This is a genomic window from Mycolicibacterium sp. XJ1819 (assembly GCF_053483675.1).
In genome coordinates, this window is sequence record NZ_JBEFST010000004.1 from 195,616 (window position 1) to 221,197 (window position 25,582).

Annotated in this window: 24 protein-coding genes; 17 read left to right on the plus strand and 7 right to left on the minus strand. The window is 67.8% G+C overall.

What is annotated here, in order from left to right:
* The first annotated feature begins 150 nt into the window (after positions 1-150).
* A complete protein-coding gene (locus ABQE89_RS06150) occupies positions 151-600 on the plus strand; it encodes a Fur family transcriptional regulator (RefSeq protein ID WP_448415161.1) in 450 nt (149 codons plus the stop codon).
* Positions 597-1,223 (plus strand): heme-binding beta-barrel domain-containing protein, encoded by a 627-nt coding sequence (locus tag ABQE89_RS06155; RefSeq protein ID WP_448415163.1) that lies wholly within the window; start codon positions 597-599, stop codon positions 1,221-1,223. Before ABQE89_RS06150 ends, ABQE89_RS06155 begins: the two co-directional genes overlap by 4 nt.
* An 11-nt stretch (positions 1,224-1,234) precedes the next feature.
* On the opposite strand, the gene ABQE89_RS06160 is transcribed toward ABQE89_RS06155, so the two are convergent.
* Entirely contained in the window at positions 1,235-2,899 is a 1,665-nt protein-coding gene (locus ABQE89_RS06160; RefSeq protein WP_448415165.1) for a hypothetical protein, read from the minus strand.
* A 219-nt stretch (positions 2,900-3,118) separates the two neighbouring features.
* Between ABQE89_RS06160 and ABQE89_RS06165 the strand changes: the two genes are divergently transcribed.
* The 4 genes from ABQE89_RS06165 (at position 3,119) to ABQE89_RS06180 (ending at position 6,644) form a co-directional block, all read left to right on the plus strand.
* Complete coding sequence (locus ABQE89_RS06165; protein ID WP_448415167.1) at positions 3,119-3,970, plus strand: acyl-CoA thioesterase; 852 nt, start codon at positions 3,119-3,121, stop codon at positions 3,968-3,970.
* Between the two features lie 239 nt (positions 3,971-4,209).
* A complete protein-coding gene (locus tag ABQE89_RS06170) occupies positions 4,210-5,601 on the plus strand; it encodes an alanine/glycine:cation symporter family protein (RefSeq protein WP_448415169.1) in 1,392 nt (463 codons plus the stop codon).
* A gap of 12 nt (positions 5,602-5,613) precedes the next feature.
* Positions 5,614-6,273 (plus strand): class I SAM-dependent methyltransferase, encoded by a 660-nt coding sequence (locus ABQE89_RS06175; RefSeq protein WP_448415171.1) that lies wholly within the window; start codon positions 5,614-5,616, stop codon positions 6,271-6,273.
* 101 nt (positions 6,274-6,374) lie between these two features.
* Positions 6,375-6,644 carry a DUF732 domain-containing protein gene (locus tag ABQE89_RS06180; protein ID WP_448415173.1) on the plus strand — a complete coding sequence of 90 codons (270 nt, stop codon included), beginning with the start codon at positions 6,375-6,377 and terminating at the stop codon, positions 6,642-6,644.
* Positions 6,645-6,647: 3 nt separating this feature from the next.
* Here ABQE89_RS06180 and ABQE89_RS06185 read toward each other — a convergent pair whose 3' ends face one another.
* Positions 6,648-7,679 carry a fused (3R)-hydroxyacyl-ACP dehydratase subunits HadA/HadB gene (locus tag ABQE89_RS06185; protein ID WP_448415175.1) on the minus strand — a complete coding sequence of 344 codons (1,032 nt, stop codon included), beginning with the start codon at positions 7,677-7,679 and terminating at the stop codon, positions 6,648-6,650.
* 86 nt (positions 7,680-7,765) lie between these two features.
* Positions 7,766-9,142 (minus strand): HNH endonuclease signature motif containing protein, encoded by a 1,377-nt coding sequence (locus ABQE89_RS06190; protein WP_448415177.1) that lies wholly within the window; start codon positions 9,140-9,142, stop codon positions 7,766-7,768.
* 184 nt (positions 9,143-9,326) lie between these two features.
* On the opposite strand from ABQE89_RS06190, the gene ABQE89_RS06195 reads away from it, so the two are divergent.
* Positions 9,327-9,704: a hypothetical protein gene (locus tag ABQE89_RS06195; RefSeq protein ID WP_448415179.1), complete on the plus strand. Its 378-nt coding sequence runs from the start codon at positions 9,327-9,329 to the stop codon at positions 9,702-9,704.
* A 90-nt stretch (positions 9,705-9,794) separates the two neighbouring features.
* The gene (locus tag ABQE89_RS06200; RefSeq protein WP_448415180.1) at positions 9,795-10,613 is read left to right on the plus strand and encodes a formate/nitrite transporter family protein; all 819 of its coding nucleotides are present in this window, start codon (positions 9,795-9,797) and stop codon (positions 10,611-10,613) included.
* Between the two features lie 3 nt (positions 10,614-10,616).
* Here the strand turns inward: ABQE89_RS06200 and ABQE89_RS06205 are convergent, their stop codons facing one another.
* The 4 genes from ABQE89_RS06205 to ABQE89_RS06220 are packed head-to-tail and all read right to left on the minus strand — an operon-like array spanning position 10,617 to position 16,414.
* A complete protein-coding gene (locus ABQE89_RS06205; protein WP_448415182.1) occupies positions 10,617-13,157 on the minus strand; it encodes a DEAD/DEAH box helicase in 2,541 nt (846 codons plus the stop codon).
* The gene (locus ABQE89_RS06210; protein WP_448415184.1) at positions 13,154-14,347 is read right to left on the minus strand and encodes a DUF1214 domain-containing protein; all 1,194 of its coding nucleotides are present in this window, start codon (positions 14,345-14,347) and stop codon (positions 13,154-13,156) included. The genes ABQE89_RS06205 and ABQE89_RS06210 overlap by 4 nt, the downstream gene beginning before the upstream one ends.
* A gap of 4 nt (positions 14,348-14,351) precedes the next feature.
* Positions 14,352-15,491 carry a sulfotransferase family protein gene (locus ABQE89_RS06215; protein ID WP_448415186.1) on the minus strand — a complete coding sequence of 380 codons (1,140 nt, stop codon included), beginning with the start codon at positions 15,489-15,491 and terminating at the stop codon, positions 14,352-14,354.
* Between the two features lie 5 nt (positions 15,492-15,496).
* Positions 15,497-16,414: an NAD-dependent epimerase/dehydratase family protein gene (locus tag ABQE89_RS06220; RefSeq protein ID WP_448415188.1), complete on the minus strand. Its 918-nt coding sequence runs from the start codon at positions 16,412-16,414 to the stop codon at positions 15,497-15,499.
* A 141-nt stretch (positions 16,415-16,555) separates the two neighbouring features.
* On the opposite strand from ABQE89_RS06220, the gene ABQE89_RS06225 reads away from it, so the two are divergent.
* The 9 genes from ABQE89_RS06225 (at position 16,556) to ABQE89_RS06265 (ending at position 25,546) form a co-directional block, all read left to right on the plus strand.
* Positions 16,556-17,485, plus strand: a complete 930-nt coding sequence (locus tag ABQE89_RS06225) for an acyl-CoA thioesterase (RefSeq protein ID WP_448415190.1) — start codon at positions 16,556-16,558, stop codon at positions 17,483-17,485.
* Between the two features lie 14 nt (positions 17,486-17,499).
* Positions 17,500-18,111, plus strand: coding sequence for a VOC family protein (locus ABQE89_RS06230; RefSeq protein WP_448415192.1), 612 nt, complete (start codon positions 17,500-17,502; stop codon positions 18,109-18,111).
* Between the two features lie 37 nt (positions 18,112-18,148).
* Positions 18,149-19,153: a glycoside hydrolase family 6 protein gene (locus ABQE89_RS06235; protein WP_448415194.1), complete on the plus strand. Its 1,005-nt coding sequence runs from the start codon at positions 18,149-18,151 to the stop codon at positions 19,151-19,153.
* 48 nt (positions 19,154-19,201) lie between these two features.
* Positions 19,202-19,765, plus strand: coding sequence for a COG4315 family predicted lipoprotein (locus ABQE89_RS06240; RefSeq protein ID WP_448415196.1), 564 nt, complete (start codon positions 19,202-19,204; stop codon positions 19,763-19,765).
* Positions 19,766-19,825: 60 nt separating this feature from the next.
* Positions 19,826-20,656, plus strand: coding sequence for an LLM class F420-dependent oxidoreductase (locus ABQE89_RS06245; RefSeq protein WP_448415198.1), 831 nt, complete (start codon positions 19,826-19,828; stop codon positions 20,654-20,656).
* Between the two features lie 67 nt (positions 20,657-20,723).
* A complete protein-coding gene (locus ABQE89_RS06250; protein ID WP_448415200.1) occupies positions 20,724-21,914 on the plus strand; it encodes an acyl-CoA dehydrogenase family protein in 1,191 nt (396 codons plus the stop codon).
* The gene (locus ABQE89_RS06255; RefSeq protein ID WP_448415202.1) at positions 21,907-23,061 is read left to right on the plus strand and encodes an acyl-CoA dehydrogenase family protein; all 1,155 of its coding nucleotides are present in this window, start codon (positions 21,907-21,909) and stop codon (positions 23,059-23,061) included. The genes ABQE89_RS06250 and ABQE89_RS06255 overlap by 8 nt, the downstream gene beginning before the upstream one ends.
* Before the next feature lie 81 nt (positions 23,062-23,142).
* Entirely contained in the window at positions 23,143-24,132 is a 990-nt protein-coding gene (locus ABQE89_RS06260) for a LacI family DNA-binding transcriptional regulator (RefSeq protein WP_448415204.1), read from the plus strand.
* A 178-nt stretch (positions 24,133-24,310) separates the two neighbouring features.
* The gene (locus ABQE89_RS06265) at positions 24,311-25,546 is read left to right on the plus strand and encodes a YlbE family protein (RefSeq protein WP_448415206.1); all 1,236 of its coding nucleotides are present in this window, start codon (positions 24,311-24,313) and stop codon (positions 25,544-25,546) included.
* The last annotated feature ends 36 nt before the right edge of the window (positions 25,547-25,582 follow it).

Consider the following 25,582-nt stretch of genomic DNA (forward strand, 5'->3'; position numbering starts at 1 on the left):
GCCTTGGCGCGCGTGGGACCAGCAGATCCACGGATCCCGCACTGACACAAAGCTGCTCGGATAAACGCTTGGTTTGCTAACCGCAAGACTTGTCTTGCGCAAGACAAATGGACGGGGTAATCTGGACGGGCTCCAGAATCGAGGAAATCCATGCAGAGCGTCGAGAACAAGCTCCGCGCCGCCGGCCTCCGGGTGACCCGCCCGCGCCTCGCCGTTCTTGCCGAACTCGAGCACCAACCCCACGCCGATGTCGAGACAATCGCCACCGGGGCGCGGGCCCGCTTGGGCACGGTGTCCACGCAGGCGATCTATGACGTCGTGCACGCGCTCACCAGGGTGGGGCTGTTGCGTCGCGTGGAACCGGCGGGTATGCGGACCCTCTTCGAACTCGAGACCGGCGACAATCACCACCATCTGGTCTGCCGGGGTTGCGCGGCGATCGTCGACATCCCCTGTGCGACGGGCAAAGCACCATGTCTGAAGGCCAGCGATGACCAGAACTTCCACATCGACGAGGCCGAGGTGACGTTTTGGGGCCTCTGCCCGGAATGCCGAGCTGTGTCAACGGAAACCACCAATCGAACGGAGCATCACCGATGACCAACGCACAAACTCTCGACCGCACCGCCCTCCGCGGCCCGCAGAAGCTCGGTCCGCTGACCCCGTTGATCGGCGAGTGGGAGGGCGACGGCGGTGTCGACCTGAGCTACCACAACAACGACGACGTGACGGGTGAGACGACCTACTTCGAAAAGGCCGTCTTCAAGCCGATCCCGCTCCAGGAGAACGGCCAACAGGTGCTCTGGGGACTCAACTACTCGATGACGGCCTGGCGGCACGGCGAAGAGGCGATGGATCCGTTCCACGACGAGATCGGCTTCCTGCTCTGGGACAAGGCACACGGTCAGGTGATTCGCAATGTCGTGTTCGGTCGGGGCATCGCGATCCTCGCCGGCAGTGACGCCGCCGTCGGCGCCCGCACCCTGCATTTCAATGCGACGCCCGGTGATCCCTGCTACGGAGTGCTACAGAACCGCTATCTGCTCGACCGCGCTGAGATCAAGGGGTTCACAAGCAGTTTCACCTTCAACGACGACGGCACATTCAGCTACAAATCCGATCTGCTGCTGCGGTTGACCGCGATCGGCGGGGAGATGCACCACACAGACGAGAACACCTTGCACCGCGTCAAGCGCTACCACCCGGGCGTCGAGTACGCCTGACGCGGCCGTGACTAGCGGTGCGGTAGCACGGTGACCGTGCGCTCGGCGGTGATGTCGGGTCGTCCGTCCTGGCGCACCGTGACGGTCACCGTGTAGGTACCGGGGCTCTTGATCTTCAAGTAGGTGCCCGGGTTGTACGAGTCGCATCCGGAGCTGTTCTTGGTTTCCGAAGCGCCCGGACCGGAGATCCGCACCGAAGAAGTGCAGCCCGACCGCACCTGATCGGCTCCGGCGAACGACTTCCAGAACACCTCGAGGTTCTTTCCGCCGGCGTTGTCGGCCACATACCTGTCGCCCTCTACCCGGTCGTAGGCCCACGTCGTCACCTCGACCCGGTCGATCATCGCGCTGGCTTCCCCGGCGGGCTCGGGCTCGGCCGGCCCCGGTGCGGGGGAGGTATCGGCAGTACTGCGGAGCCGGAAATCCTTTACCGAGTCCCGGGCGGCCTGCTGCAGTCCAGTGGCGATGAAATCCCACAGCTGCTGGGGCAGTTCGATCAGCAACGCGACCACGACGCTGAGCTGATGCAGCGCCGTCATGCGGGCCTGGTCCCCGCCCTGCGCCTTGGCCAAGGCGATTACGCACTGACTGATGTCGCCGATCATGCCGTTCAATTGCGCGGTGCTCACGTTGCCGTCGATACCGGGGGCGTTGACCGCGGTGGCGAAGCAATCCCAGGCCTGCGGGATGCCTTCGAACCGCTTCAGGTCGACGCCGAACATCGAGATGCCGGTCAGCAGGCTCTTGGCCAGAATGCCCTGGGGCTGCGGAGTCAACCGGACATCGCCCTGGGTGACGCCCCGGTTCAGGGTCAGCCGTCCGCTGGATCGCCCGGCCAGGACACCCTTGCTGCCGGGCGTCCACCCGGCCGCGATCGATCCCGCCGCGTCACCCATGTTCAGCGCCTGCCCGACCACCCAGTTGCCGCCGATGTCGTCGGGTGCCACCAGAATCGCGTAGAAGGCACCGGTGGCGTTGTCGAAATCGATTGCGACCGCGCCGTTGTCGTCGGCCAAGCATCCGGCGACCGCACCCGGGCTGACCGCTGTCAGCACGTAGTCAGTGCTGTCGAGGGTCAGCTCGCTGCGCTCGCGGCACGGCGACCGGGTGTTTCCGCGCAGTTCCTCAAAGGTCCGGCCGATGCCGTCCTCGATCGCCTTGAAGACGTTGAACAGACTCACCCAGAAGTTGCTCAGGTGAGTGACTTCCGTGGTGACCGTCTTCGTGGCCGGATCCCACGTCGTGGCGAACATGTCCCGTTCACCGGTTGTCGCCGACACCGATTCCACAACGGGCACGACGGTGTCCGTCATTTCGGCGACGACATCGGGTCGCTCGGACAGATCGAACTGCACCCGAATCGGAGCCGAGGGCTGGGCGCTGCCGCCGTCGAGTTCGATGCTGACCGGGCTCGCCGCGACCACCAGCGCGTCGGCTTGCGACGACTCGACGTCGGCCGGGGTGATCGTGAGGTCGCGTCCGTCGTCTTCAGGTGCGAGAGTCGCCTGGATCTTCACACCGTCGATCACGGCGTCGACCTGGTTGCCCGCCGAGGTCCGGTCCGACGTCGTGGTCGGCCCGGTGGCGACGTCGTCCTTGTTGCCGTCGGCGAAGCCACACGACGCAACCAGCAGCGCAGCAACCGAAAGGACTGCCACCAGCTCGCGGCGACCCATCGGCTTCCCTTCCCGCCCGGGCCCGGCCGAGCGGAATCGAGACTAGGGCACGACAGGTTCCTCGTCAGTCGAAACAGCGAACACCCGAGCCGTCCTCGACGGGCACGGTGAGCACGGGCAGCGGGGCGAAGATGACGACGGCCTCATCGGATGCATCGGCTGGGGTCTTCTTGTCGGCCACCGGAGAGGGATGCCCACCCGGGGCGGCATGATGCCACGGTGACCTTCCGATCGCCGACCTTGGCCGACATCATCGCCACCCTGGAGGTGGAGCGACGCGACGACCATCGATTCGTCGCGACGCAACTGGACAATCCCGCCCACCACATCATCGGCGGGCACATCGCCGGCCAGGCGTTGATGGCGGCCAGCCTGACCGCCCCCGGTCGCAGGCCGCACAGCCTGCACGTCTACTACGTGCGCGCCGGCGATGCGCGTTACCCCGTCGAACTACGCGTCGACCCCGCGCGAGACGGCGGCACCCTGTCGACGCGGCAGGTGACGGCCACCCAAGACGGCCAGATCCTGCTCGAAGCGCTGGTGTCGCTGAGCGAACCCTTCGACTCGCTGGACTACCAGGTGCCCATGCCCGAGGTGGCCGACCCGGATTCCCTGACACCCGTCCAGGAGCAATTGGCCGGTTACGCCGAGGAATTGGACGGCCACTGGGTGCGCCCGCAACCGTTCGACCTGCGCTACGTTGACGCGCCACCACGCGTCGCGCTCGACCTGCCCGAACCGTCTCCGCGGCTGCGCATGTGGTGGCGCCCCGCCCAGCCTGTGCCGGCCGACGAGGTATTGCACAGCTGTCTTCTGGCGTACCTGTCGGGCACCACGATGGTCGAGGCGGCGCTGGCCATGCGACGTGCCACCCCGATCGGCACCTTCAATGCGCTGATCGACCACGCCCTGTGGTTCCACCGGCCGGTGGACCTGTCGGATTGGGTGCTTTCCGACCAGTTCTCACCCAGCGGGATCGCCGGCCGGGGGCTCACCACGTCGACGATGTACAACCGGTCGGGGCAACTCGTCTGCCTCGCCACCCAGGAACTCTATTTCGGTCGCACCTAGCCCTGTGCGTCGTCCTCGGCGTCCGGCAGACCGTCCGGCGGAGGAGTCGAGTACGCGGGATTCGCGGCCGGCACGTCTATCTTTGCCGGATCCTGTTGTCCCGCAGTGTCGTTCGAATCGGGTGACGTCATGGAACCCCTTCGATGTCGGGTGTCGCTGCGCGAGGGGTACCCGCTGGCGCCGATGCGAACCATCTGTAGCTTTGACGCGTCCGATACTGATGCGATTGCGGCGGTGCGATGACGACTTTCGACAACTTCCTCGGCGATGCCAGCAGCTTCATCTGGGGCCCGTGGCTACTGATCCCGTTACTCCTGCTGACCGGCCTGTACCTGAGTGTGCTGCTGCGCGGAATCCAGGTGCGTCGGTTCCGGCTCGCGTTCTGGCTGGCCTTCGTCAAGCGACGGGACCTGGGCGCCGAAGGCGACATCTCGCATTACCAGGCGCTGTCGACAGCGCTGGCCGCGACCGTCGGCGTCGGCAACATCGCCGGCGTCGCCACCGCGATCGCCCTCGGCGGCCCGGGGGCGGTGTTCTGGATGTGGTTCACCGGCATGGTCGGGATGGCGACCAAGTACAGCGAGGCCTTCCTCGGCGTCCGGTTCCGCCGTACCGACGCCGCCGGTGAGCAATCGGGCGGTCCCATGCACTACCTGCGGGGCGGCATCAAAGGCCGGCTGGGCGTCTTCCTCGGCGGATTCTTCGCGGTCGCCGGCGCGCTGGCCGCCTTCGGCATCGGCAACATGACCCAGGCCAACACCGTCGCGGCCAACGTCAGCGAAGAGTGGGGCGTGTCGGCACCCATCACAGGGATGGTCATCGTGGTCCTGGCTGCGGCGGTCATCCTGGGCGGGATCAAGAGCATCGGTCGGGTCACCAGCTTGTTCGTCCCGGTGATGATCGTCATCTACATCGTGGGGGCGGCAGCCCTGCTTGCCTTCAACATCGGTGAGGTGCCCGGCGCCCTCGGCCTCATCTTCACCGACGCCTTCACGGGCACCTCGGCAACGGGAGGCTTCGCGGGAGCGGCCGTGGCGGCGGCGATCCGGTACGGCGTCGCGCGTGGCATCTTCTCCAACGAGTCGGGGCTGGGAACAGGCGGCATCGCCGCGGCCGCGGCGAAAACCACCCATCCGGTCCGGCAGGCGCTCGTCTCGATGACCCAGACATTCATCGACACCCTCGTGGTGGTGAGCTTCACCGCGCTGACCATCGTCGTCACCGGCGTGTGGAAGGAGGCGGGCCCCGACGAGGCCGCCAGCTTCACCGCGCGCGCATTCGCCGAGGGTCTGCCGGGGACGTGGGGCAGCGTCATCGTCACGCTCAGCGTGATCTTCTTCGCGTTCTCGACGCTGCTCGGTTGGTCCTACTACGGCGAGCGATGCGTCGAGTACCTTTTCGGACGAAAGGTCGTGGTCCCGTACCGGATCGTGTTCATCATCGTGATCTACGTCGGCGCCACCACGGCCCTTCAGACGGTGTGGACCTTCTCCGACGTCATGAACGGTCTGATGGCTCTGCCCAACCTGATCGGTCTGATCATCCTGTCGCCGTTGGTCTACCGCGAGACCCGCGCCTACTTCCGTGGCGGGCAGTACGCGGAGGACATGCAGGCGCGTAGCCGGGTGTGAGAAAGGGACGCAATGACTGAACCGCACATGGACTGGGACGACGCCTACCAGCAAGACACCCCGCCACCGTGGAGCATCGGCGCTCCGCAGCCCGAACTGGCGGCGGTGATCGAGCAGGGCAAGGTGCGAAGCGAGGTCCTCGACGCCGGTTGTGGGCATGCCGCGCTGTCGCTGGCGCTGGCCGCGCGCGGCTTTCGCGTCGTCGGTCTGGATGCCAGCCCGACCGCCGTCGCCGCCGCCACCGCGTCGGCGGAAAAGCGCGGCCTGGACTCGGCCACGTTCGCCCACGCGGACATCACCGACTTCGGTGGCTACGACGGCCGGTTCAACACCGTGATGGACAGCGGGTGCCTGCATTCCCTGCCCGTCGAGCGCAGGCAGGCCTATGTCGAGGCGGTGCATCGCGCGGCGGCACCCGGCGCCGCGCTGTTCATCTTGGCTTTCGCCGAACGCCCTTTCGGCGACGATCGGCCCGGCCCCAACGGCTTCACCGCCGACGACCTGCGCGACACCGTCGCCACCCGGTGGGCCGTCGACGGTGTGCGGCCGGCGACGTTGTACGGAAAGGACTTACAAGTCTCCGACGACACGGCTGCGCTGCCGGACGTGCAGCGCACCGCGGACGGTCTGCTGATCATGCCGGGATTTCTGCTCAGTGCCCATAAGGCCTGATCAAATTTGTTTGCTGAAATCGACTTCAGCGAACGCCGTCGGGCCTACCATCGAATTCCGGCGAACGGACCGGTCCGACGATGGCCCGAAGTTATCTGTGGATGAGTGTGGGGGCAGCGACAGCGGCCCTCACGGTAGGCCTTGCCGCCCCCGCCGCGGCGACAGACGACGAATACCTGCAGGAACTGCAGGATCGGTACACGTTCCTGACGGCCGATCAGTTGCTCTCGGAGGGCCATCGGGTGTGTGCGGCCACCAGCACCGGTGTGCTGGCCGCGGACGCCGTTGACATGGTTCGAGAGGACCTCGACGTGTCGATCGGCGTGGCGATGGACGTCGTCAGCGGTGCGATCCTCGACATGTGCGGTTGACGGTCAGCGGAAGCGGATGTTCATGGTCGCCAGACCGAAGATCTTCTTACCGGCGGACTTGGCCGCCACCACGACGACACCGGAGCGCGTCTCCGGATCCAGCGACTTGATCCGTCCGCTGAACTCGATGTCGGCGCCCTCCTTCGCCGACACGATCGCCGGCGCCGACAGTCGCACCGCGTAGCGGGTGACCGCGCCGGGGTCTCCCGACCAGGCCGAGACGAATCCAGCACCCAATCCCATGGTGAGCATGCCGTGGGCGATCACATCGGGCAGCCCCGCGAGCTTGGCGATGTCCTCGTCCCAGTGAATCGGGTTCGCGTCGCCGGCCACGCCGGCGTAGTTCACCAGGTCGCCGCGCGCGAGCCGGGTGTGGTGCACGGGAAGCTCGTCGCCGACCGCCACATCGTCGAAGGACGGCGTGCCCGGCGTGCGGGTCATGCCACCGTCGGCGATCCGGATCTCGCCCTCGGGGCGCAGCGTCTTCTGGTAGTCGGAGTCCAGCGTGCTCACGCCGGAGAAGTCGACGTCGTGCATCATCGCGTTCTGCACCGCCGTCTTGACTTCCGGGTTGAGATCCTCGGCGGTGACGCCGACGACGGTGGTGTGCAGGGTGTGCACCCGCTCCCCGGCGGAGTCGGTGAACGTGTTGGTCACGGTGATCATGTCCCGGCCGGCGATCCTGCGCACCGAGGTCAGTTCGACGTCGACGTGCAGTTCGTCGCCGGCCACGATCGGGCGGTGCTGCTCGAAGACCTCTTCGGTCTGCAGGTAGGTGTCGTATCCGACGACCACCTGCTCGAACATCTGGCGGTTGCAGGACATGCCCGGGGCCGACGTGAACGTCAGCGGCGCCACGACGTCGGAGTAGCCCAGTTCAGCGGCCGCGGCGACGTCCCAGTGGGCGGGGTGATAGTCCTGCACCGCGCGGGCGTACTCACGCAGCTTTTCGCGCCCGACCAGGTAGGTGCCGTCCATCTGGTAGTAGTGGCCGACCCGCGCTTCGAGCGCCGGCGATTCAGGTGCTGCGGTCATGAACTGCTCAACTCTTCTATCGGCTTGTTCGCTGAAGCCGACCAAAGCACCCTAACGCTGCTCCACATCCGCCATCCGGCGGACGGCTACCCGTCGGGCGGGTCGGGGTCGCCGCGGAGGAGTTCTTCGGGGTGGTGGATGTGGTTGACGGTGGGCGCGGTGGTGCCGTCGGTCCAGGCGAGTCGGCCGGTGGGGGTGACGATGGTTTGGTAGTGGCCGTCGGTGGCCAGGGTGTGGTCGGGGCCGCAGGCGAAGAACAGTTTGTCGGCGTCGGTGGCGCCGCCGGCGGCCCAGTCGGGGCTGTGGTGCACTTCGGCGTGATAGCCCGGTGCGGCACAGCCCGGGCGGGTGCAGCCGCCGTCGCGGGCGTAGCAGATGATGCGCTGATCGGCGGTGGCGACACGTTTCTGCCGGCCCAGATACAGCGGTCGGTCGCTGTGGTCGTCGAACACGGCCAGGTAGTGCATCGCGCCGGTGGCCATCCGGATCAGATCGCGCATCGGCAGCGCGGTGTGCCCGCCGGTGCGCGCCGGCGCCGGCATCGGCAGATCCGGGTTGGCCACGGCGTGGGCGGCTTGGTTGAGCTCGGCCAGCGTGGTGCGCACGATCACCGTGACCGCATGGCCCCGATGAGCTCCCAAGCCTCCGGAGGCGATGCCGGCTTTGAGCCCGAGTTTGAGCCCGTCGTGGCAGCGTTGGGCCGCCGAGCGTTCATCGCGTTGCTCGACCGGGGTGCCGTCGGGTCGGTGCCGGCCCGGGCGTACCGCGGCGGTGCACGCTTCGACGTAGCTGCGGGTTTCGGGGTCGATCCAGCCCGACAGCCGCGACATGCCGTCGCGGCCCTGCGGACCCAACCGCATCCCGCGCCGGCGCGCGCGGTCTTTCTCGTCGTAGTCGCCGTCGGGGTTGAAGATCTCGTCGACCTTGCGACCTGCGGCCCGCACGATGCCGGCGTCGCTCTTGCGTGCTTCGCGCACCAGGCTGGCTTCCACCTCGGCGCGCTCGACGGCCCCGACACACGACGGCAACCGGTCCATCGCCGCGGTGATCACCTGCAGATGATCCCGGCCCACCACCCCACGCTCGACCGCCTCGGCCAGCAACGGCAACTGCGCGGGCAGCGCCGGGCCCGACAGTTGGCGCCGGGGCAGGATCCGTGCGGCGGTCTTGGCCCGCGCCTTGACCTCATCGGGGGTCACCCGCAGCCGCGCGGCGACCCGCTGCACCCACCCCGGCCGCGCCCCGGCCTCATCGGGTGGATCGGCCAGTTGGCCGAACACCCGATACATCAACCCTCGATTGGTGCGTTCCTGAGTTTCCAGGCGCTCGGCCATCACCATCCGAAACTCGGTACCGACCTCGTCGCTGGACAGTTCACGCATCGCGGCCTGGGCGGCATCGACCTCGTCGAGCAACACCGCCAACCGCTCGCGTGCCGCCTCACCAGCAACGAAACCACCCATGAGCCCAAGCTATCGAACCCCTGTACCGAAAACCCCTGCCACAAGCGCGAATACAGCCAACCTGTGGATCAATTCGCGCTTGGGGACAACTCGTCCGAAATGTCAGACCGCCGTGCTACTGGCCTGTCAGAGACGCGCTGGCGATAACGTGGTGGATGACCGACGAACGAGAAGGGACATCGACTTGGCTGCCATCCGCACCCCGTTGATCGCAACATTCGCCGGGCTGGCCACCGCCGGTCTGCTGTTCGGCGCCGGCAGCGCCGCGGCGGGACCGCACGGGAAACTGCTCAACACCACCTGCAGCTTCGCCCAGTTCCAGGCGGCCGCCCAGCAGCATGCCCCGGACCTCGCCGCGAACCCGGAACGCATGGGCAAGTTCGAGAAGATCATCAACCTGTCTGTCGAGGAACGGCACGCAAAGTTCGCGCAGATGCGCGAGAACAAGCCGGAGATCAGCCCGGAGAAGCGCGCCAAGATCGACGAATGGAAGAACTCTCCTGAAGGACAGGCGAAGATCGCCGCCATGAGGACCGTGCTGGACACCTGCCACCAGTTCTGATCCGGGAAGGCTCGATGCTTGCGGCGGCGCCGCGGCGGGTACTCGCGAATGCCCAGCGAGGGCCATTGCCGACCGAGCCCGAGGATCCACGTGAGCAAGACCAGCCAGCGCGAGCTAGGGGAGTCGAACAGTCCCATCGAGGACGAACTGGAGGGCGCCTTCCAGAGGATGGTCGGGGAGGGTACTCAGCGCCTGCACCGCAGCTGGCGCGAAGTGCTGGTCACGGGCTTTTTCGGCGGTACCGAGGTGGCGGTCGGCGTGCTCGCCTACCTGTCGGTGCTGGCGGCCACCCACAACCACCTGATCGCCGGACTGGCCTTCTCGATCGGCTTCCTGGCGCTGCTGCTCGGCCGTAGCGAGCTGTTCACCGAGGGGTTTCTGGTACCGGTCACCACGGTGGCCGCCAAACGTGCCAGCGTGGGTCAGCTGCTCAAGCTGTGGAGCGGAACGCTGATCGCCAACCTCGCCGGAGGCTGGGTGATCATGTGGCTGATCATGACGGCCTACCCGAAGCTGCACGCGCAGACGATCGAGTCGGCCACACACTTCGCCACCGCGCCGCTGTCCGCCGAGACGGTGGCACGGGCGCTTCTCGGCGGGATGACCATCACGCTGATGACGCGCATGCAGCACGGCACCGATTCGACGTTCGGGAAGGTCGCCGCGGCCGTCGCCGGCGGGTTCCTGCTCGCCGGGCTGCAGATGTTCCATTCCATCCTCGATTCGCTGCTGATCTTCGGAGCCCTGATCACGGGGCAGGCACCGTTCGGCTACCTCGACTGGCTCGGCTGGTTCGGCTACACCGCGGTCGGCAACGTGGTCGGTGGTCTGGTGCTCGTGACGCTTCTGAGGGTGCTGCGCAGCAAGGACCGCATCCAGGAGGAACGGCAGGACGCGGAGGCGTCGTAGCCGCTAGTCGAGTCGGCCCGCCTCGGCCACGCGCAGCACCGCGACGCCCTCCTCGTCGGAGGCCGCGAGGTCCACCTCGACGGTGAAACCCCAATCGTGGTCGCCGGCGGGGTCGTCCAGGATCTGCCGCACCCGCCAGATGTCCTCTTCGCGCTCGATGATCAGCATGGCCGGACCGCGGGCGTCGGCGCCGGTGCCGACGTCGTCGTGCTCGTCGAAGTAGTCGTCGCCGACCTCAGCCCAGCGCTGGGCCGGCCAGCCCGAACCGCGATCGAGTTCCCCGAGTTCGTCCCAGCGTCGACGGGCGAACAACTCCACCCGCCGGAACAGCGCGTTGCGCACCATCGCGGTGAATGCGCGTTCGTTACCGGTCAGCGGTCGCGGCCGGGCGGGCACCGCGACGGGGGCATCGTGGGCCTGGTCGGGACTGGTCAGCTGTTCCCACTCGTCGAGCAGGCTCGAGTCCACTTGGCGGACAAGCTCTCCGAGCCACTCGACGATATCGGTGAGTTCCTCGGTCCTGGCCGCTGCGGGAACCCCGGAGCGCAGCGCCTTGTATGCGTCGGACAGATAGCGCAGCACCGCGCCCTCCGAGCGCGTCAGGCCGTACTCGCTGACGTACTCGCGAAACGTCATCGCGCGTTCCCACATCTCGCGCACCACGGATTTCGGCGACAGCCGGGCGTCGGCCGCCCACGGGTTGCTCTGCAAGTACACCTCGAAGGTGTGCTCGAGCAACTCGGCGAGCGGTTTGGGGTAGGTGACCTCGTCAAGCAGTTCGATGCGTTCGTCGTATTCGATGCCCTCGGCCTTCATCGCGGCCACCGCCTCGCCCCGGGCCTTCTTCAGCTGCGCCGCCAGGATCTGGCGGGGGTCCTCCAGCGTCGCCTCGATCACCGAGACCACGTCCAGCGCAAACGTCTGCGACTCCCGGTCGAGGACGTCGACGGCCGCCAGCGCGAATGTCGACAGCGGTTGATACAACGCGAAATCCGGTGGCAGATCGACCGTCAGCCGGTACCGGCGACCGTCGGCTTCGGGCTCGTCGAGGCGCTCCACCACTCCGGCCTGCAGCAGCGACCGCGCGATGCCGACGGCCTCGCGGATGAGTTGCAGTTGGCGTTTGCGCGGTTCGTGGTTGTCGGTGAGCAGTCGCCGCATCGCGTCGAACGGGTCCCCGGCACGGTCCACGACATCGAGGATCATCGCCGTCGACACCCGCATATTGCTGGCCAACGGCTCGGGAGATGCCTCGATCAGGCGGTTCATCGTCGACTCGCTCCACGGCACGATGCCCTCGGGAACCTTGCGGCGCACCAGCTTTCGGCGCTTCTTCGGGTCGTTGGCGACCTTGGCGAACTGTTTGAGGTTCTCCACCTCGTGGTCGGGTGCCTGCACGACGACGGTGCCCGCCGTGTCGTAGCCGGCACGTCCGGCCCGGCCCGCGATCTGGTGGAACTCGCGGGCATTGAGCAGGCGGGTGCGCACACCGTCGTACTTGGACAGCGCCGAGAACACCACCGTGCGGATCGGCACGTTGATGCCGACGCCTAGGGTGTCGGTACCGCAGATGACCTTGAGCAGACCGGCCTGCGCCAACTGCTCGACCAGCCGCCGGTACTTGGGCAGCATCCCGGCGTGGTGCACGCCGATCCCGTGTCGCACCAACCGCGACAATGTCGAACCGAAGGCCGTGGAGAACCGGAACGCGCCGATGTGCTCGGCGATCGTGGCCTTCTCCTCCTTGGTGCTGACGTTGACGCTCATCAGGGCCTGCGCGCGTTCCAGTGCCGAGGCCTGGGTGAAATGCACGACGTAGATCGGGGCCTGCCGGGTGTCGAGCAGGTCGCCGATCGTCTCGTGCATCGGTGTGGTCGCATACGAGTAGAACAGCGGCACCGGGCGCTGGGCCTCGGCCACCAGCGCGGTGGGTCGGCCGGTGCGACGGGTGAGGTCCGCACGCAGGAAGGTGACGTCGCCGAGCGTGGCCGACATCAGCAGGAACTGGGCGTGCGGCAGTTCCAGCAGCGGCACCTGCCACGCCCAGCCGCGGTCTGGGTCGCCGTAGAAGTGGAACTCGTCGGCCACCACCAAGCCGATGTCGGCCGAAGCGCCCTGCCGCAGTGCGATGTTGGCCAGCACCTCTGCGGTGCAGGTGATGATCGGCGCGTCGGCGTTGACCGCGGCGTCGCCGGTGAGCATGCCGACGTTGTCGGCGCCGAACACGTCGCAGAGCGCGAAGAACTTCTCGCTGACCAGCGCCTTGATCGGCGCCGTGTAGTAGCTGCGCCGGCCATCGGCGGACGCCAGCGCCGCGTAGACCGCCCCGGTGGCCACCAGGGACTTCCCGGAACCGGTCGGCGTCGCCAAGATGACGTTGGCGCCGCTGACCAACCCGATCAGCGCCTCCTCCTGCGCGGGGTACAGGGTGGTGCCGTTGGCTTCGGCCCAGGCCGCGAAGGACGCGAACAGCTCGTCAGGGTCGGAGCCCTTGGCCCGCAACGACAACAGGTCGTCCGGGCCGTCGAGCAGGGGCGCTGTCACCAGATGCGCCGCAACTGCGCGCCCGTCCGTCGATGCCGCAACTGCTCTGCGCGCTGGTCGGCGGTGAGCACCGGGGTTCCGGTGGGCAGGTGCCGCAGCACCTCGCCGACCGGCACCTTGGTCACCGTGGCCTCGGGGAACTGGTCGGCGCGGTAGAACCGGGCCTGCAGGATGCCCCACGGCCAGTGCGCCTTGTCGAGCCAATTGTGCACTCCCGGATCGCGTCTGGACACCACACCGCGAAACCATCCGTCGGGGTCGACGCGGGCCTGCACGTCGTTGAGGCTCGATTGCCGGTTCACCCAGTCCACGGTCGCGAACCGGTCATCGGCCACCAGGATCTGCCAGTAATGGCAGTCGGCGGGCACGGGGAACTCGACGATCAGCGCCTCGTCGTCGGCGATCTCGTAGATGCCGTCGTAGTAGGCCTGCTTGGTGGCCAGCCCGCCGCCCTGCTGAATCCACTGCGACCGCAGCAGAACATTGATTCCGTGGTGTTCCCGGTAGTACCGGACGAGTTCCATGTCGAAGTCGATCATGCCCTTGATCCAGTCGCCCATCTCGGAGAAGCGTCGGGCGATCTCGGCGGGTGTCATGTCTTCACCGGCGTCGTCGAGTCGGTTGATGGCGACCTGCGCGTCGAGTTCGGTGTTCCAGTCGCAGGCGCACTTTCGCATCAGCAGCTTGCCGACGGCGGGGTTCAGCTGCCACCAGTCGCCGTCGTATCCCGCGGGCCGTTCGGCGCTGAGGATCACCCGGAACGAACCGTCCGCACCGAGGGTCAGGTCGTCGAGGTCGCGGGTGATCGCGTCGAACCTCATCAGGTTCTCGACGCTCTTGAGGCTGGTCATCATCCCCGGCGCCTGCTGGGTGATCTCGACGAACCGCACCGTGCCGCGCCTGCCGACGAGTTCGTACACCCCGGCGCCGTCGATCTCGGCGCTCAGGTAGACGTAGTCGGGGTTCGGCCCGCCCTGGTTGCAGGCGAAATTCCACAGCGGCATGAAGACCGGCCGGCGGGTGTCGGTGTAGACGTGACACAGATATCCGCACGCCAGGATCGACAGCGCGAGCTTGTTCATGTCCTGCACCTCGGCCTCGGATGCACCGTCGGGGCGCCAGGTGGCCAGCAGGTGGTCGGCGACGCCCTTGAGCGCCTCCATCTGATCGTCCCAGGTGGGTAGGGTCATGCGGCTATCCCTCCAGCGCCACGTCGAAGCGGCTGATGTAGAAGTCATAGTCGGAACGGATCTGTGCTGCGGTCAGACCGAACTGCTCGGGGGTGTAGCGGTGGATTCCCTTGGCGCCCACGGCGTTGTCGGCCTGCCAGTCGAGGATGGTCTGTTCGACCCCGGGGATCAGGTCCAGGCCGAGCCAGTCGTAGACCCGCCGGATGACGCCCTTCGGGTCGGCGACCAGGTCGCGGTGCGCGACGTCGAGGAACCGGTCCTCGCCGATGCGGGCGCGTTGCGCGATCGCCTGCTCCATGCCTTCGCGCAGGTGCTCGCTGACCTCTTGACCCAGCGCCTGCAGGTCACGTTGGCCCGCGGTGGGCGGGAAGATCGTGGACACCAGGCTGGTGTAGGACGGCACCACCTTGGCCGGGTCACGGTGGGTCATCACGAACCGCGCCTCGGGATACGCCTGTGACAGCGCCTCCAGATGAAACTTGTGGTGCGGGGCCTTGAACAACCACAACTGCGGGGGCCGTTGCGAGCCGAGCAGTTTGACCACCCGCCGGTGGTATCGGTAGGCCTCGGTCAAATTCGCCTGGCGCCACCACTTTCGGTAACCGGCCACGGGCAGCGTCATCTGCTGGCCGTGAAAGGCCATGCCGAGGACTTCGGTGTCCTCCATCGTCGCGTCGATCTCGAAGATGTGCATGACGGCCTGCGCGACGGGGCGGTGCTCGTGCTGACGCAGGAAGGCCCGGCGCCGCGGATCGTCCGCCTCGCGGCCGGCGACCGGCGGTGGCACAGGTTGCTGCTGCTCCCATCCGCGCAGACAACGGAATTGCGGATCCAGCGACAGCAAGTCGGCCAGCGCGGTCGTGCCGGTGCGGGGCAGGCCGTTGATGTCGACAGGGCCCTCGATGGCGACGTCCTCGACCTCGGGATGCCGCGCGTACCAAGCTTCCACCTGCAGGCGATTGACCAGTCGGCGCCGCAGGTCTCCGACGACGGCGGCGTCGGTGTCCGGGTGCAGATCGCCGTCGGTCTCGAGGCTGTGCAGCAGAACCTGCAGGCCGTCACGGAAGTCTCCCGGACCGAAATCGGCGTGACCGCATTGCGTTACGGCTTCCTGCAGCAGTTGGTCAGCCGAGGGGTAGCGCACCGAACTCACCGCTCCTGTACTCGATCGGGGTAGTGATGGGCGGCCATGGCGCGAAATCCGGTGCGCCAGTCCACTCGGCACGGGCCGGTGAGCGAGATGCGTCTGGCGGGATCGCCGACGGACCCGATCGACGCGCCGGGCACGGTCTGGACGCGCAGGTCGGCTGGCACGCCGAGCAACTCGGCGAAGTAGGCCGACCACTGCTGAACCGTCACCGCGACATCACCCGCGAAATTCACGATCGTCGCGGGTGTCGCCGCCGCGTTCAGCAGCGCCTCGATCTGGAGGTTGATGTCGTCGTAGTGGATCGGGCTGTAGGGCAGAGGATCCCATCGGGCGACGACGGGCTGTCCTTCGGCGATGGCCCGCAGGTGCCAGAACGGAAGGCCGCCGCGGTTCCCGTAGGCACTGCCCATCCGCGCGATCGTGACCGGCAGGCCGAATTCGCGTGAGCAGTAGCGCGCCACCGCCTCTTCGGCGATCTTCACGATGGAATACGGCCGCGGGGTGGGCAGTCCGGCGTCTCCGATCGGGTCGTCTTCGCAAAACGGGTGCCACGGGTCGGGGTGCGGGCGGTAGACGGTGATGGTCGACATCACCAGCGCGGCTTTGGCGGTGCGGCAGTGCGACAGCAGCAGGCCGGTGCCTTCGGCGTTGACCCGCAATGCCTGTTCGTAGTCCTCGCTGAAGTCGGCCGCGATGTGCAGCAGGTAGGTGAAATCGGTGGGCAGGCCGCCGAAGTCGGGGTCGCCGAGGTCGACGACGCGGGTGGTGACGCCCAACGCCTCGACTTCGTCGCGGGTGCCCGGATCGGAGAACCGGGCGATACCCCACACGTCGTTGTGTGGTACGAGCGTCTCGGCGATGCCGCAGGCGATGCGCCCGGCAGGCCCGGTGATGAGGATCTTCTCACCACTGAGCATGAACCGACTCCCTTCACCGCTGCGAGACCAGAGTGCCCCATGCTCACACCGATCCGCCGCCGGGTGGCTGTTTCGGTGTCTAAAGTCGCCTGAGCGGGGGTCTACGCGCCGAGGAAGGCCGCGCCGGGTGATGCTGTGAGGATGTCCTCTGCCGACGCCACCACCCACGAGAGCTTCACCGGGCCGTTCCGCGACTCCGGAACGACGCTGGAAATCGCCACACTCGGCGCACTCGACCGCCTGCAGGCCGCGCTGGACCTCGAACCGGCGGGCGTCGACCGATTCCGGGCGGGCAACGAGGCCGACCGGTTCGGCCGGATCTTCGGGGGCCAGTTGCTCGCCCAGGCGATGACGGCGGCGGCCGCGACCGTCGCCGACCACATCCCGCATTCCATCCACGCGTCCTTTGTGCGCGCCGGCGCCTCCGATGTCGCGGTGGACATCGCCGTCGACCGCATCCGTGACGGACGGTCGATGTCCACCCGGCAGGTCACGGTGGGACAGGGTGGGCGCACGATCCTGACCGCGACGGTGTCGTTCGAGGACAGTCCGGAGGGGCCGGCCGACGCCGAGCCGACGCCCGACCCGGAGTCGCTTCCGCTGTTGCAGCACTGGGCTGGGCAGGCCCCGCCGCAGCTGGCCCACGCCGCACGCACCTGGATCGACACCCCGCCGCCGCTGGAGATGCGCATCGCCGAAGCGCCCACCTTCTTCGGCGGCGCCCAGGCGCCGGGTGAACGCAGCCACTGGATGCGGCTGCCACGCGATGTCGGCGACGAGCCGGGCATGCACCGGTCGCTGCTGACCTACGCCAGTGACTACCTGCTGCTGGACATGGCCCTGCGCAGTCACCCCGACCCGGTCAGCTACGGCACGCACATGGGCATGACCCTCGACCACGCCGTCTGGCTGCATCGGCCCGTGCGGTTCGACGGCTGGCATCGCTACACCCAGCGGACCGTGGCCACCGGCGGTCACCGCGCGCTGGTGCTCGGGAGCATCGCCGATGCGGCCGGACGCGTGGTGGCCAGCACGGCCCAGGATGTGCTGGTTCGCCCGATGACCACCTGACCCCGGAGAACCTCGTGAGACAGCCCACCCATCCACTCTTCGAACATCGTTGGCCCGAAGGGGAATTCCGGCTCTTCCAACTGGGGTTCGTCGTCTCCGATCTGATGAGCGCCGCAGCGCGCTGGGTGCAGGTGTTCGGCGTGGGGCCGTTTCACGTCATGCCCCGTTCACAGAGCACCTGCCGCTACCGGGGCGTCGACGCCGTCATCGACATCCACATCGCGGTCGCCCAGGCCGGACCGGTGCAGATCGAGCTCATCCAGGACTACACGCCGGGTGACTCGGTGTTCGGTGAGATGGCGAAGCGGCAGCGCGGCAACGCATTCGGGCTGCACCAGGTATCGACGCTCACGCAGAGCTACGACGCCAAGGTGGCGCAGTATCTCGACAGGAACTACCAGTTGGCCTGCGAGATGACGACTCCCGGCCAGCGGGTGGCCTTCATCGACACGTTCGACGAGTTCGGCTTCTTCACCGAGATCGTCGAGGAGAAACCCAGCTTTCAGACCAACCTCGCGAAGATCGCGCAGACCTGCGAACGCTGGGACGGCACCGACCCCATCCGCATCCTGCGCCGCGACGGCTACCGCGTCCCCGAGGACCAGCACGGTGAAGCCGACCGGTGAGTGGCGCCAACCGCGGCGACCCGCTAATTTTCCCGGAGTGAAATACTCCGCTGCGCGCGCAGCCTTCCGCTGGATCACACCCAGGCTGACCGTGGCGGTGGTCGCCGTCGCCGGTCTGGTCGCCGGCCCCGTCACCGCGGTCCCCGATCTCCAGGTGCGGCTGGCCAGCGAGGCGAACCCGCTGGCAGGCGCGCCGTTCTACGTCAATCCCGCGTCGGTGGCGATGCGCGCCGCGCAGAAGGCCGATCCGCCCAGTCCGGAATTGAGCCTCGTCGCCAACACGCCACAGGCGTACTGGATCACCCCCGGCCCCTCGGCAGCCACGGTGGCGAAGTACACCGGCGACGCGGCGGCGGCGGGCGCCATCCCGGTTCTCTCCATCTACGGCATCCCGCACCGCGACTGCGGCCACTTCGCCGCGGGAGGGATGGGTTCGGGCGCGCAGTATCGCGAGTGGATCGACGGAATCGCCGCCGGCGTGGGCGGTGCGCGAGCGGCGATCATCGTCGAACCCGACGCGCTGGCGATGGCCGACTGTCTTTCGGCCGATCAGCGTCAGGAACGCTTCGAGCTGATCCGCTACGCCGTCGACGCGCTGACCAGCAATCCGGCCGCGGCCGTCTATGTCGACGCCGGGCACCTGCGCTGGCACAGCCCCGAAGAGATGGCCTCCCGGCTCAACCAGGCCGGTGTGGACCGCGCACGTGGGTTCGCCGTCAACACCGCGAACTTCTTCACCACCGAGGACGAAATCGGCTATGGCGAAGCCATTGCGGGGCTCACCAACGGTTCGCACTACGTGATCGACACGTCGCGCAACGGCAACGGCCCGGCGCCCGAATCGCGCCTGGACTGGTGCAACCCGCCGGGTCGGGCGCTTGGGGTTGCGCCTACCACGGCCACCGCCGGCCCGCACGCCGACGCCTACCTGTGGATCAAACGTCCCGGCGAATCCGACGGCACCTGCGACAAGGGCGACCCGCCCGCGGGCACCTTCGTCAATCAGTACGCCATCGATCTGGCGCGCAACGCGGGGCGCTAGAAAGGCCTCACCGAGTGCGGTGGTGGCCGCTGTGGAAAAATTTTGACCATGCCCCTATCACGACTGGTGTCCGCATGTGTACTCGTCGCGGTCAGCGGCGTCGTGCTGACCGGTTGTTCGGCGTTGTCGAACAAGAAGGCGCACAGTGCCGAGGCGTCGAGCTCACCGACCACGGTGACCACACTTCGAACCGAGGCACGCAGCCCGGCGCCCAACCCGCCGCCGTCGACCACCGAGGTACCGCCCACCCGCGAGGTGTCGCTGGCCATCGATGACCGTTTCGAACTCGGTGAGATCATCATCGACAGCACCGGACGCACCCTGTATGCGTTTTCCCAGGACTCCGTCAACGAGCCCACCTGCTATGACGCCTGCGCCGACACCTGGCTGCCGGTGCTCGCGAAGGGCGATCCGGCGGGCACCATCGGCATCGACGTGGCATCGGTGGACGCTGTCCCGCGCCGCGACGGTGGTGATCAGGTGACGTACAAGGGAATTCCGCTCTATCGATACGCCGGTGACCACACCGACCGGGACGCCAACGGGCAGGGCCTGGACATGTTCGGCGGGGTGTGGCACGTGCTGACCAAGGACGGCCAGCCGCTGGCCTGAAGGGAATAGCCTGGACCACACGGGCGTTGTCGCGCCTGAGGACGGCAGTGAGGTGCGGGCATGGAATTCGGTATTTCGACCTTCGTCAACGACGACACCATCGACACGGTCTCCCTGGCACGCGCGATCGAAGAGCGCGGCTTCACCGCACTGGCGGTCGCCGAGCACACCCACATCCCCGCGAGCAGACAGTCGCCCTACCCGATGGGCGGTGACCTGCCCAGCATCTACTACCGCACGCTGGACCCGTTCGTCACGCTGGCCGCCGCGGCGGCCGTCACCTCCCGCGTCGAGCTGATCACCGGCATCGCCCTGCTGATCCAGCGCGATCCGATCATCACCGCCAAAGAGGCCGCCAGCATCGACCTGATCTCGGGCGGGCGGTTCACGTTCGGCGTCGGCGCGGGTTGGAACCTCGAGGAGATGCGCCACCACGGCACCGACCCGAAGACGCGCGGCGCACTGCTCGACGAGCGCATCGAAGCCGTCAAGGCGCTGTGGACCACCGAACCCGCCGAGTACCACGGCCGCTTCGTCGATTTCGATGCGTCCTATCTGCGGCCCAAGCCGGTGCAGAAACCGCACCCGCCCATCCTGATCGGCGGGGATTCCGACGCCACCGTCAAGCGCGTGATCCGTCACCGGGCCGGCTGGATCTCCAACCCCCTGCCGGTGAAGCGGCTGACCAAGCGCATCGAGCAGATGCGTGGCGGCGCAGACCACGACGTGCCGCTGACCACGTTCGGCACCCCGATCGATGCGGACTACTGGCAGGCCATGGAACAGCTGGGGTACCGGCAGGCGAACCTGCTGCTGCCGACGAAACCGCGTGACGAATCGCTACGCCTGCTCGACGAGTACGCCGAGGCGGTCGCCAAGTACCGCGGCTGAGCGTGCGCTCGGGTCGGTTAGAGGTCCCGCTGTTTCTCGACAGGTGTCGACTTTCTATCGTGGCTGAATGAGCAATGACGCTGATGCCGAGCGGGTCGGTGAACTGGCGCGCGGAGTCGTCGCCGACCACGACCCCAAGAGCGTGCCCGTCGAGGAATTCCTGGGCGCCTGCTACGACGCCGGCTTGTCGTGGGTGCACTTCCCGGAAGGCCTCGGTGGCCTGGGAGTCTCTCGCGGTCTGCAGGCCGTCGCCGACCGCATCCTGCAGGGCGCGGGCGGCCCGGTGCCGCTGGGACTCAATCCGATGGGCTACGGCATGGCCGCGCCCACGATCCGCGAGCACGCCCTGACCGACGACGTCAAGCGGCAGTGGCTGCGGCCGCTGGCCACCACCGAGGATCTGTGGTGTCAGTTGTTCTCCGAACCGGGCGCCGGGTCCGACCTGGCCGGTCTGGCCACCTCTGCGGTGCGCGACGGGCACGACTGGGTGATCAACGGCCAGAAGGTGTGGACCAGCCTGGCGCACCGGGCGCGGTGGGGGCTGCTGCTCGCCCGCACCGACCCGGATGTGCCCAAACACAAGGGGCTGACGTACTTCGTCATCGACATGCACGGCGCAGGAGTCGAGACCCGGCCGCTGCGCCAGATGACCGGCCAGGCCGAGTTCAACGAGGTGTACTTCGTCGACGCCCGCATCCCGGACAAGCACCGCCTCGGTGATGTCGGCAACGGCTGGAGCGTGGCGATGACCACGCTGATGAACGAACGCACCGCCCTGGGCGGCAGCGGCAGTCGACGCGGGGCGGGCACCATCGCCGACGCCACCGGGCTGTGGGCGTCGCGGCCGCAGCGTCAGACCGCGGTGCTGCGGGACCGGTTGACGCAGTTGTGGTTGCGTTCGGAGGCGCAGCGGCTGACGGCCGAACGGTCCCGCGCCACCGCCACGGTCGGTGGTCCCGGGCCGGAGGGATCGATCGGCAAGCTCGTCGGCGCGGAACTCAACCAGGACATCTATCAGTGGTGCATGGATTTCCTTGGGCCCGAGGGACTTCTGTACCACGGATACGAGCTGGGCGCCGCGGGCGAGCGGGACCGGCAGGGCGTCATCCAGCAGCGGTTCCTGCGCAGCCGCGCCAACACCATCGAAGGCGGCACCTCCGAGGTGATGCGCAACATCCTCGGCGAACGCATCCTCGGGCTGCCGGGCGATTTGCGGGCCGACGCGGGCATGCCGTGGAAGGAGGTTCCCCGTGGCTGAGTACAGGTTCACCGACGAACAGAACCAATTGCGGGACGCGGTGCGGAACTTCAGCGCCGAGCACTTCTCCGAAGACAAAGTCCGCGCGTCGATGGAGTCCGACCCGCCGTTCGATCCGAAGGTCTGGGCGCGGCTGGGTGCCGAACTGGGCGTGCTGGGGTTGTCGGTGCCCGAGGCCGACGGCGGCGTCGGCGGCACCCTGGTCGATCAGGCCGTCGCGATCGAGGAACTCGGCGCGCGGCTGGCGTGCGGACCGCTGTTCGGCACCGTGTACCTGGCGATTCCGGCGCTGGTCGCCGCCTCCTCCGGTGCCGTGCGCGACGAGTTGCTCGGCGACCTCGTCGACGGTCGGCGCAGTGCGGCGGTGGCGGTGGTGGACCGGGCGGGCGTCTTCGACGCGGATGCGACGACGGTGACCGCATCGGGTGGCGCGTTGTCCGGCACGGTCACCGCGGTGGTCGACGGCGGCGCTGCCGACGTCCTGCTGGTCGCTGCGCGCGGATCCGACGGTGTGGCCCTGTACGCGGTCGACGCCACGGCCGCCGGGGTGCAGCGCACACCGCTGGCCACGCTCGACCTCACCCGCCCGGCGGCGAACGTCACGTTCTCCGAGGCGCCCGCGCGCCGGATCGCAGGCCCGGACGGCTCCGCGCGAATCCTCGACCACGCACTGCAGGTCGGCGCGGCATTGCTGGCCGTCGAACAGGTCGGCGCCGCACAGCATCTGCTCGACCTGTCGGTGGAGTACGCCAAATCGCGGCTGCAGTTCGGCAGGCCGATCGGATCGTTTCAGGCGGTCAAGCACCGCCTGGCGAATCTGCTGGTCGACGTCGAACATGCGAGATCCACGGCCTATCACGCGATTTGGGCGTTGACCGACGGCTCCGACGATCCGGCGTTGGCGACCAGCATCGCGCAGGCGGTGTGCTCGGCGGCCCTGACCCACGTCGCCAACGACACCATCCAGGTGCACGGCGGCATCGGGTTCACCTGGGAGCACCAGGCCCACCTGTACTACAAGCGCGCCGCCACGGACGCCGCACTGCTCGGCAGCGCCGAGGAGCACCGCGACCGGGTCGCGGCCATGGTGCTCGACGGCGCCGAGGCCGACGCCGTGCCGCGGGTGGCCGACGGCCTGCAGGGCTGACCCGACGCGGCCCGGCCGCGATCCCTGCTGTCGCCCACCGGCGTTCGTTATCGTGGACGTTCCGAGGTGGTGAGGTGGTCGGTGGTAAGCATCAGGGACGTGGCCGCGGCCGCGGGGGTGTCACCGACCACGGTCTCGCACGCCCTGAACAACCGCGGCCGCATCGCCGAGGAAACCCGCCTGAAGGTCCTCGAAGTGGCCGGCCAGCTGGGCTATCAGGCCAATGCCCACGCCCAACAGCTGGTCACCCGGCGCAGCCGGATCATCGCGATCCAGATGCCCGAGGTCGGCGAGACACCCGGCCCCGCGCTGCCGCTGTCCGCCTACTTCCTCGAACTGATCAACGGCGCCGCGGCGGCCTCCGACAGTGCCGGCTATGCGCTGGTGGTGACGCCGTCGGGAGCTAAGGCCGGCATCCTGAGCAGCTTTTCCATCGACGGCGCGATCGTGGTCGACCCGCAGGGCGACGAAGCGGTGTTCAGCACCGGCGCCCCGGTCGTCACCGTAGGTGTCGCCCTGAGCAGCACCCATCACACCCTGGCCGTCGACAACGATCACGCCGACGCGGCCCGTGTCGTGCTGGACCACTATCGGAGCCTCGGCTTTCGCCGCCCAGCCCTGGTCGCTGACGACAGCCACCGCTCCTACGTGCACGACGTCGTTGCCGGCTACCGGGGCTGGGTCGCCGAACACGGGGTCGCCGAGACGATCGTCACGTTGAGCTCGGTCGAGAGAACTGCCGTCGACGGCGTCATCACACAACTGGTCAGCGCCCGGATCGACGCGGTATACGCCAGTTCCGACGATCTGGCCCTTGCGCTGCTCGACGCCGCGTCACGGGCCGGCCTGCGCATCCCGGAGGAGTTGGCCATCGCATCGGCGGTGGACAGTCGATCGCTCACCCTCACCTCACCGCAGGTCTCGGCGACGAATCTGTTCCCGTACCAGACCGGCGCGACGGCCGCCGAACTGCTGATCGAGCGACTCGAGGACGGCTCGCAGGTCACCGGCACCCGGATGATCCCGACCCGGTTGATGGTGCGGGCCTCCACCGCGGGCGCCAAGGTCTGATTCGCGCGCATCTTGTGTGATGTGCTTGACAGCCATGTCGAATCGTGACTACGGTCACTCGGCATTGGTGCCAAAACCATTTGGCACATAACCGCAATACGAAGAACCGAGCGCCCGGGTCAAGCCGGGACGAGAGACTCACGACGAAGTGCCAAAACGTTTTTGCAAGGAGGATCTTGTGCCAGACGTTCGGGAGCGAGAGCGAGCCAATCGCGCAGCGGTCGACGCACTTCTGGCCGCCGACCCCGTGCTGGTGGGTGTCGAGAGCGCGGCCACGGCGATGGCGCTGCCCCGCACGACGATCCTGACGTCGGGGCCGACGATGCCGTTCGGTTCCTACACCGGAGGCCAGCGGGCGGCGATCATCGGCGGCGCGCTGTACGAAGGGCTGGCATCCGACGAAGCAGCCGTGGTCGCCGCCTTCGAACGCGGCGACATCGCGGTGCGGGGCTGTCAGGAGTTCGGCTGTGTCGGGTCCCTGGCCGGGGTCACCACCGCGTCGATGCCGGTCGTGGTGGTGGCCGACGCGGGCAGCGGCGAACGCGCCTACTGCACCCTCTACGAGGGCGACAGCGCCGACCGGCTGAACTACGGCACCTACACCGATGCCACCCGCCGGAATCTGGAGGATCTGCGGCTGCGGGTCGCGCCCGCCCTGGACGTGCTGGTGAAGGCGCAGGCCGAGCCGTTGCGGCTCAAGCCGATCATGTCGCGAGCCCTGACGATGGGCGACGAGCTGCACAGCCGCAACGCCGCCGCCACACTGCTGTTCTTGCGGAGGCTTCTGGTCGGCGCGAAGGAGCTGGGGTCCGGCTTCGACGCCGCGCTGGAATCGCTGTGCGACGACTACTTCTTCTTGCGGCTTTCGATGGCGGCCAGCAAGGTGATGGCCAACGCCATGCGGGGTTTCGAGGGTTCCAGTGTGGTGACGGCGATGGCCTTCTCGTGCGCGCAGTTCGGCATCCAGACCTCCGGCACCGGAGACACCTGGTTCACCGGTCCGCTGCCCACCTTCGACGCGTATCGGATCGAATCCGGCTACGGCGTCGAGGACATCGAGTTCATGGGCGGCGAGAGCATCATCACCGAGGTGATCGGTCTGGGCGGGCTTGCGCAGGCGGCCGGCCTGCCGCTGTTCCGCTCCAGCGGGCGAGACGTCTCCGCGATGATCGCGCGGACCACCGCGATGTACGAGATCACCGTGGCGGAGAGCCCTGACTTCTTGATCCCGGTGCTGAATTACCGGGGCGCACCTTTGGGCCTCGATGTCGAGAAGATCGTCAACCGACCGGACGTGAGGCCGTTCCTCGACATCGGAATCGCCGGACGCTCCGGTCGCCAGATCGGCGGGGGTGTCGCCAGGGCGCCCATCGAACCGTTCACCGACGCGTGGGAGGTACTGGCCGCGACGTGAGTGGACCAACGGACCGGAAGTCGGCGTTTCCCTTGT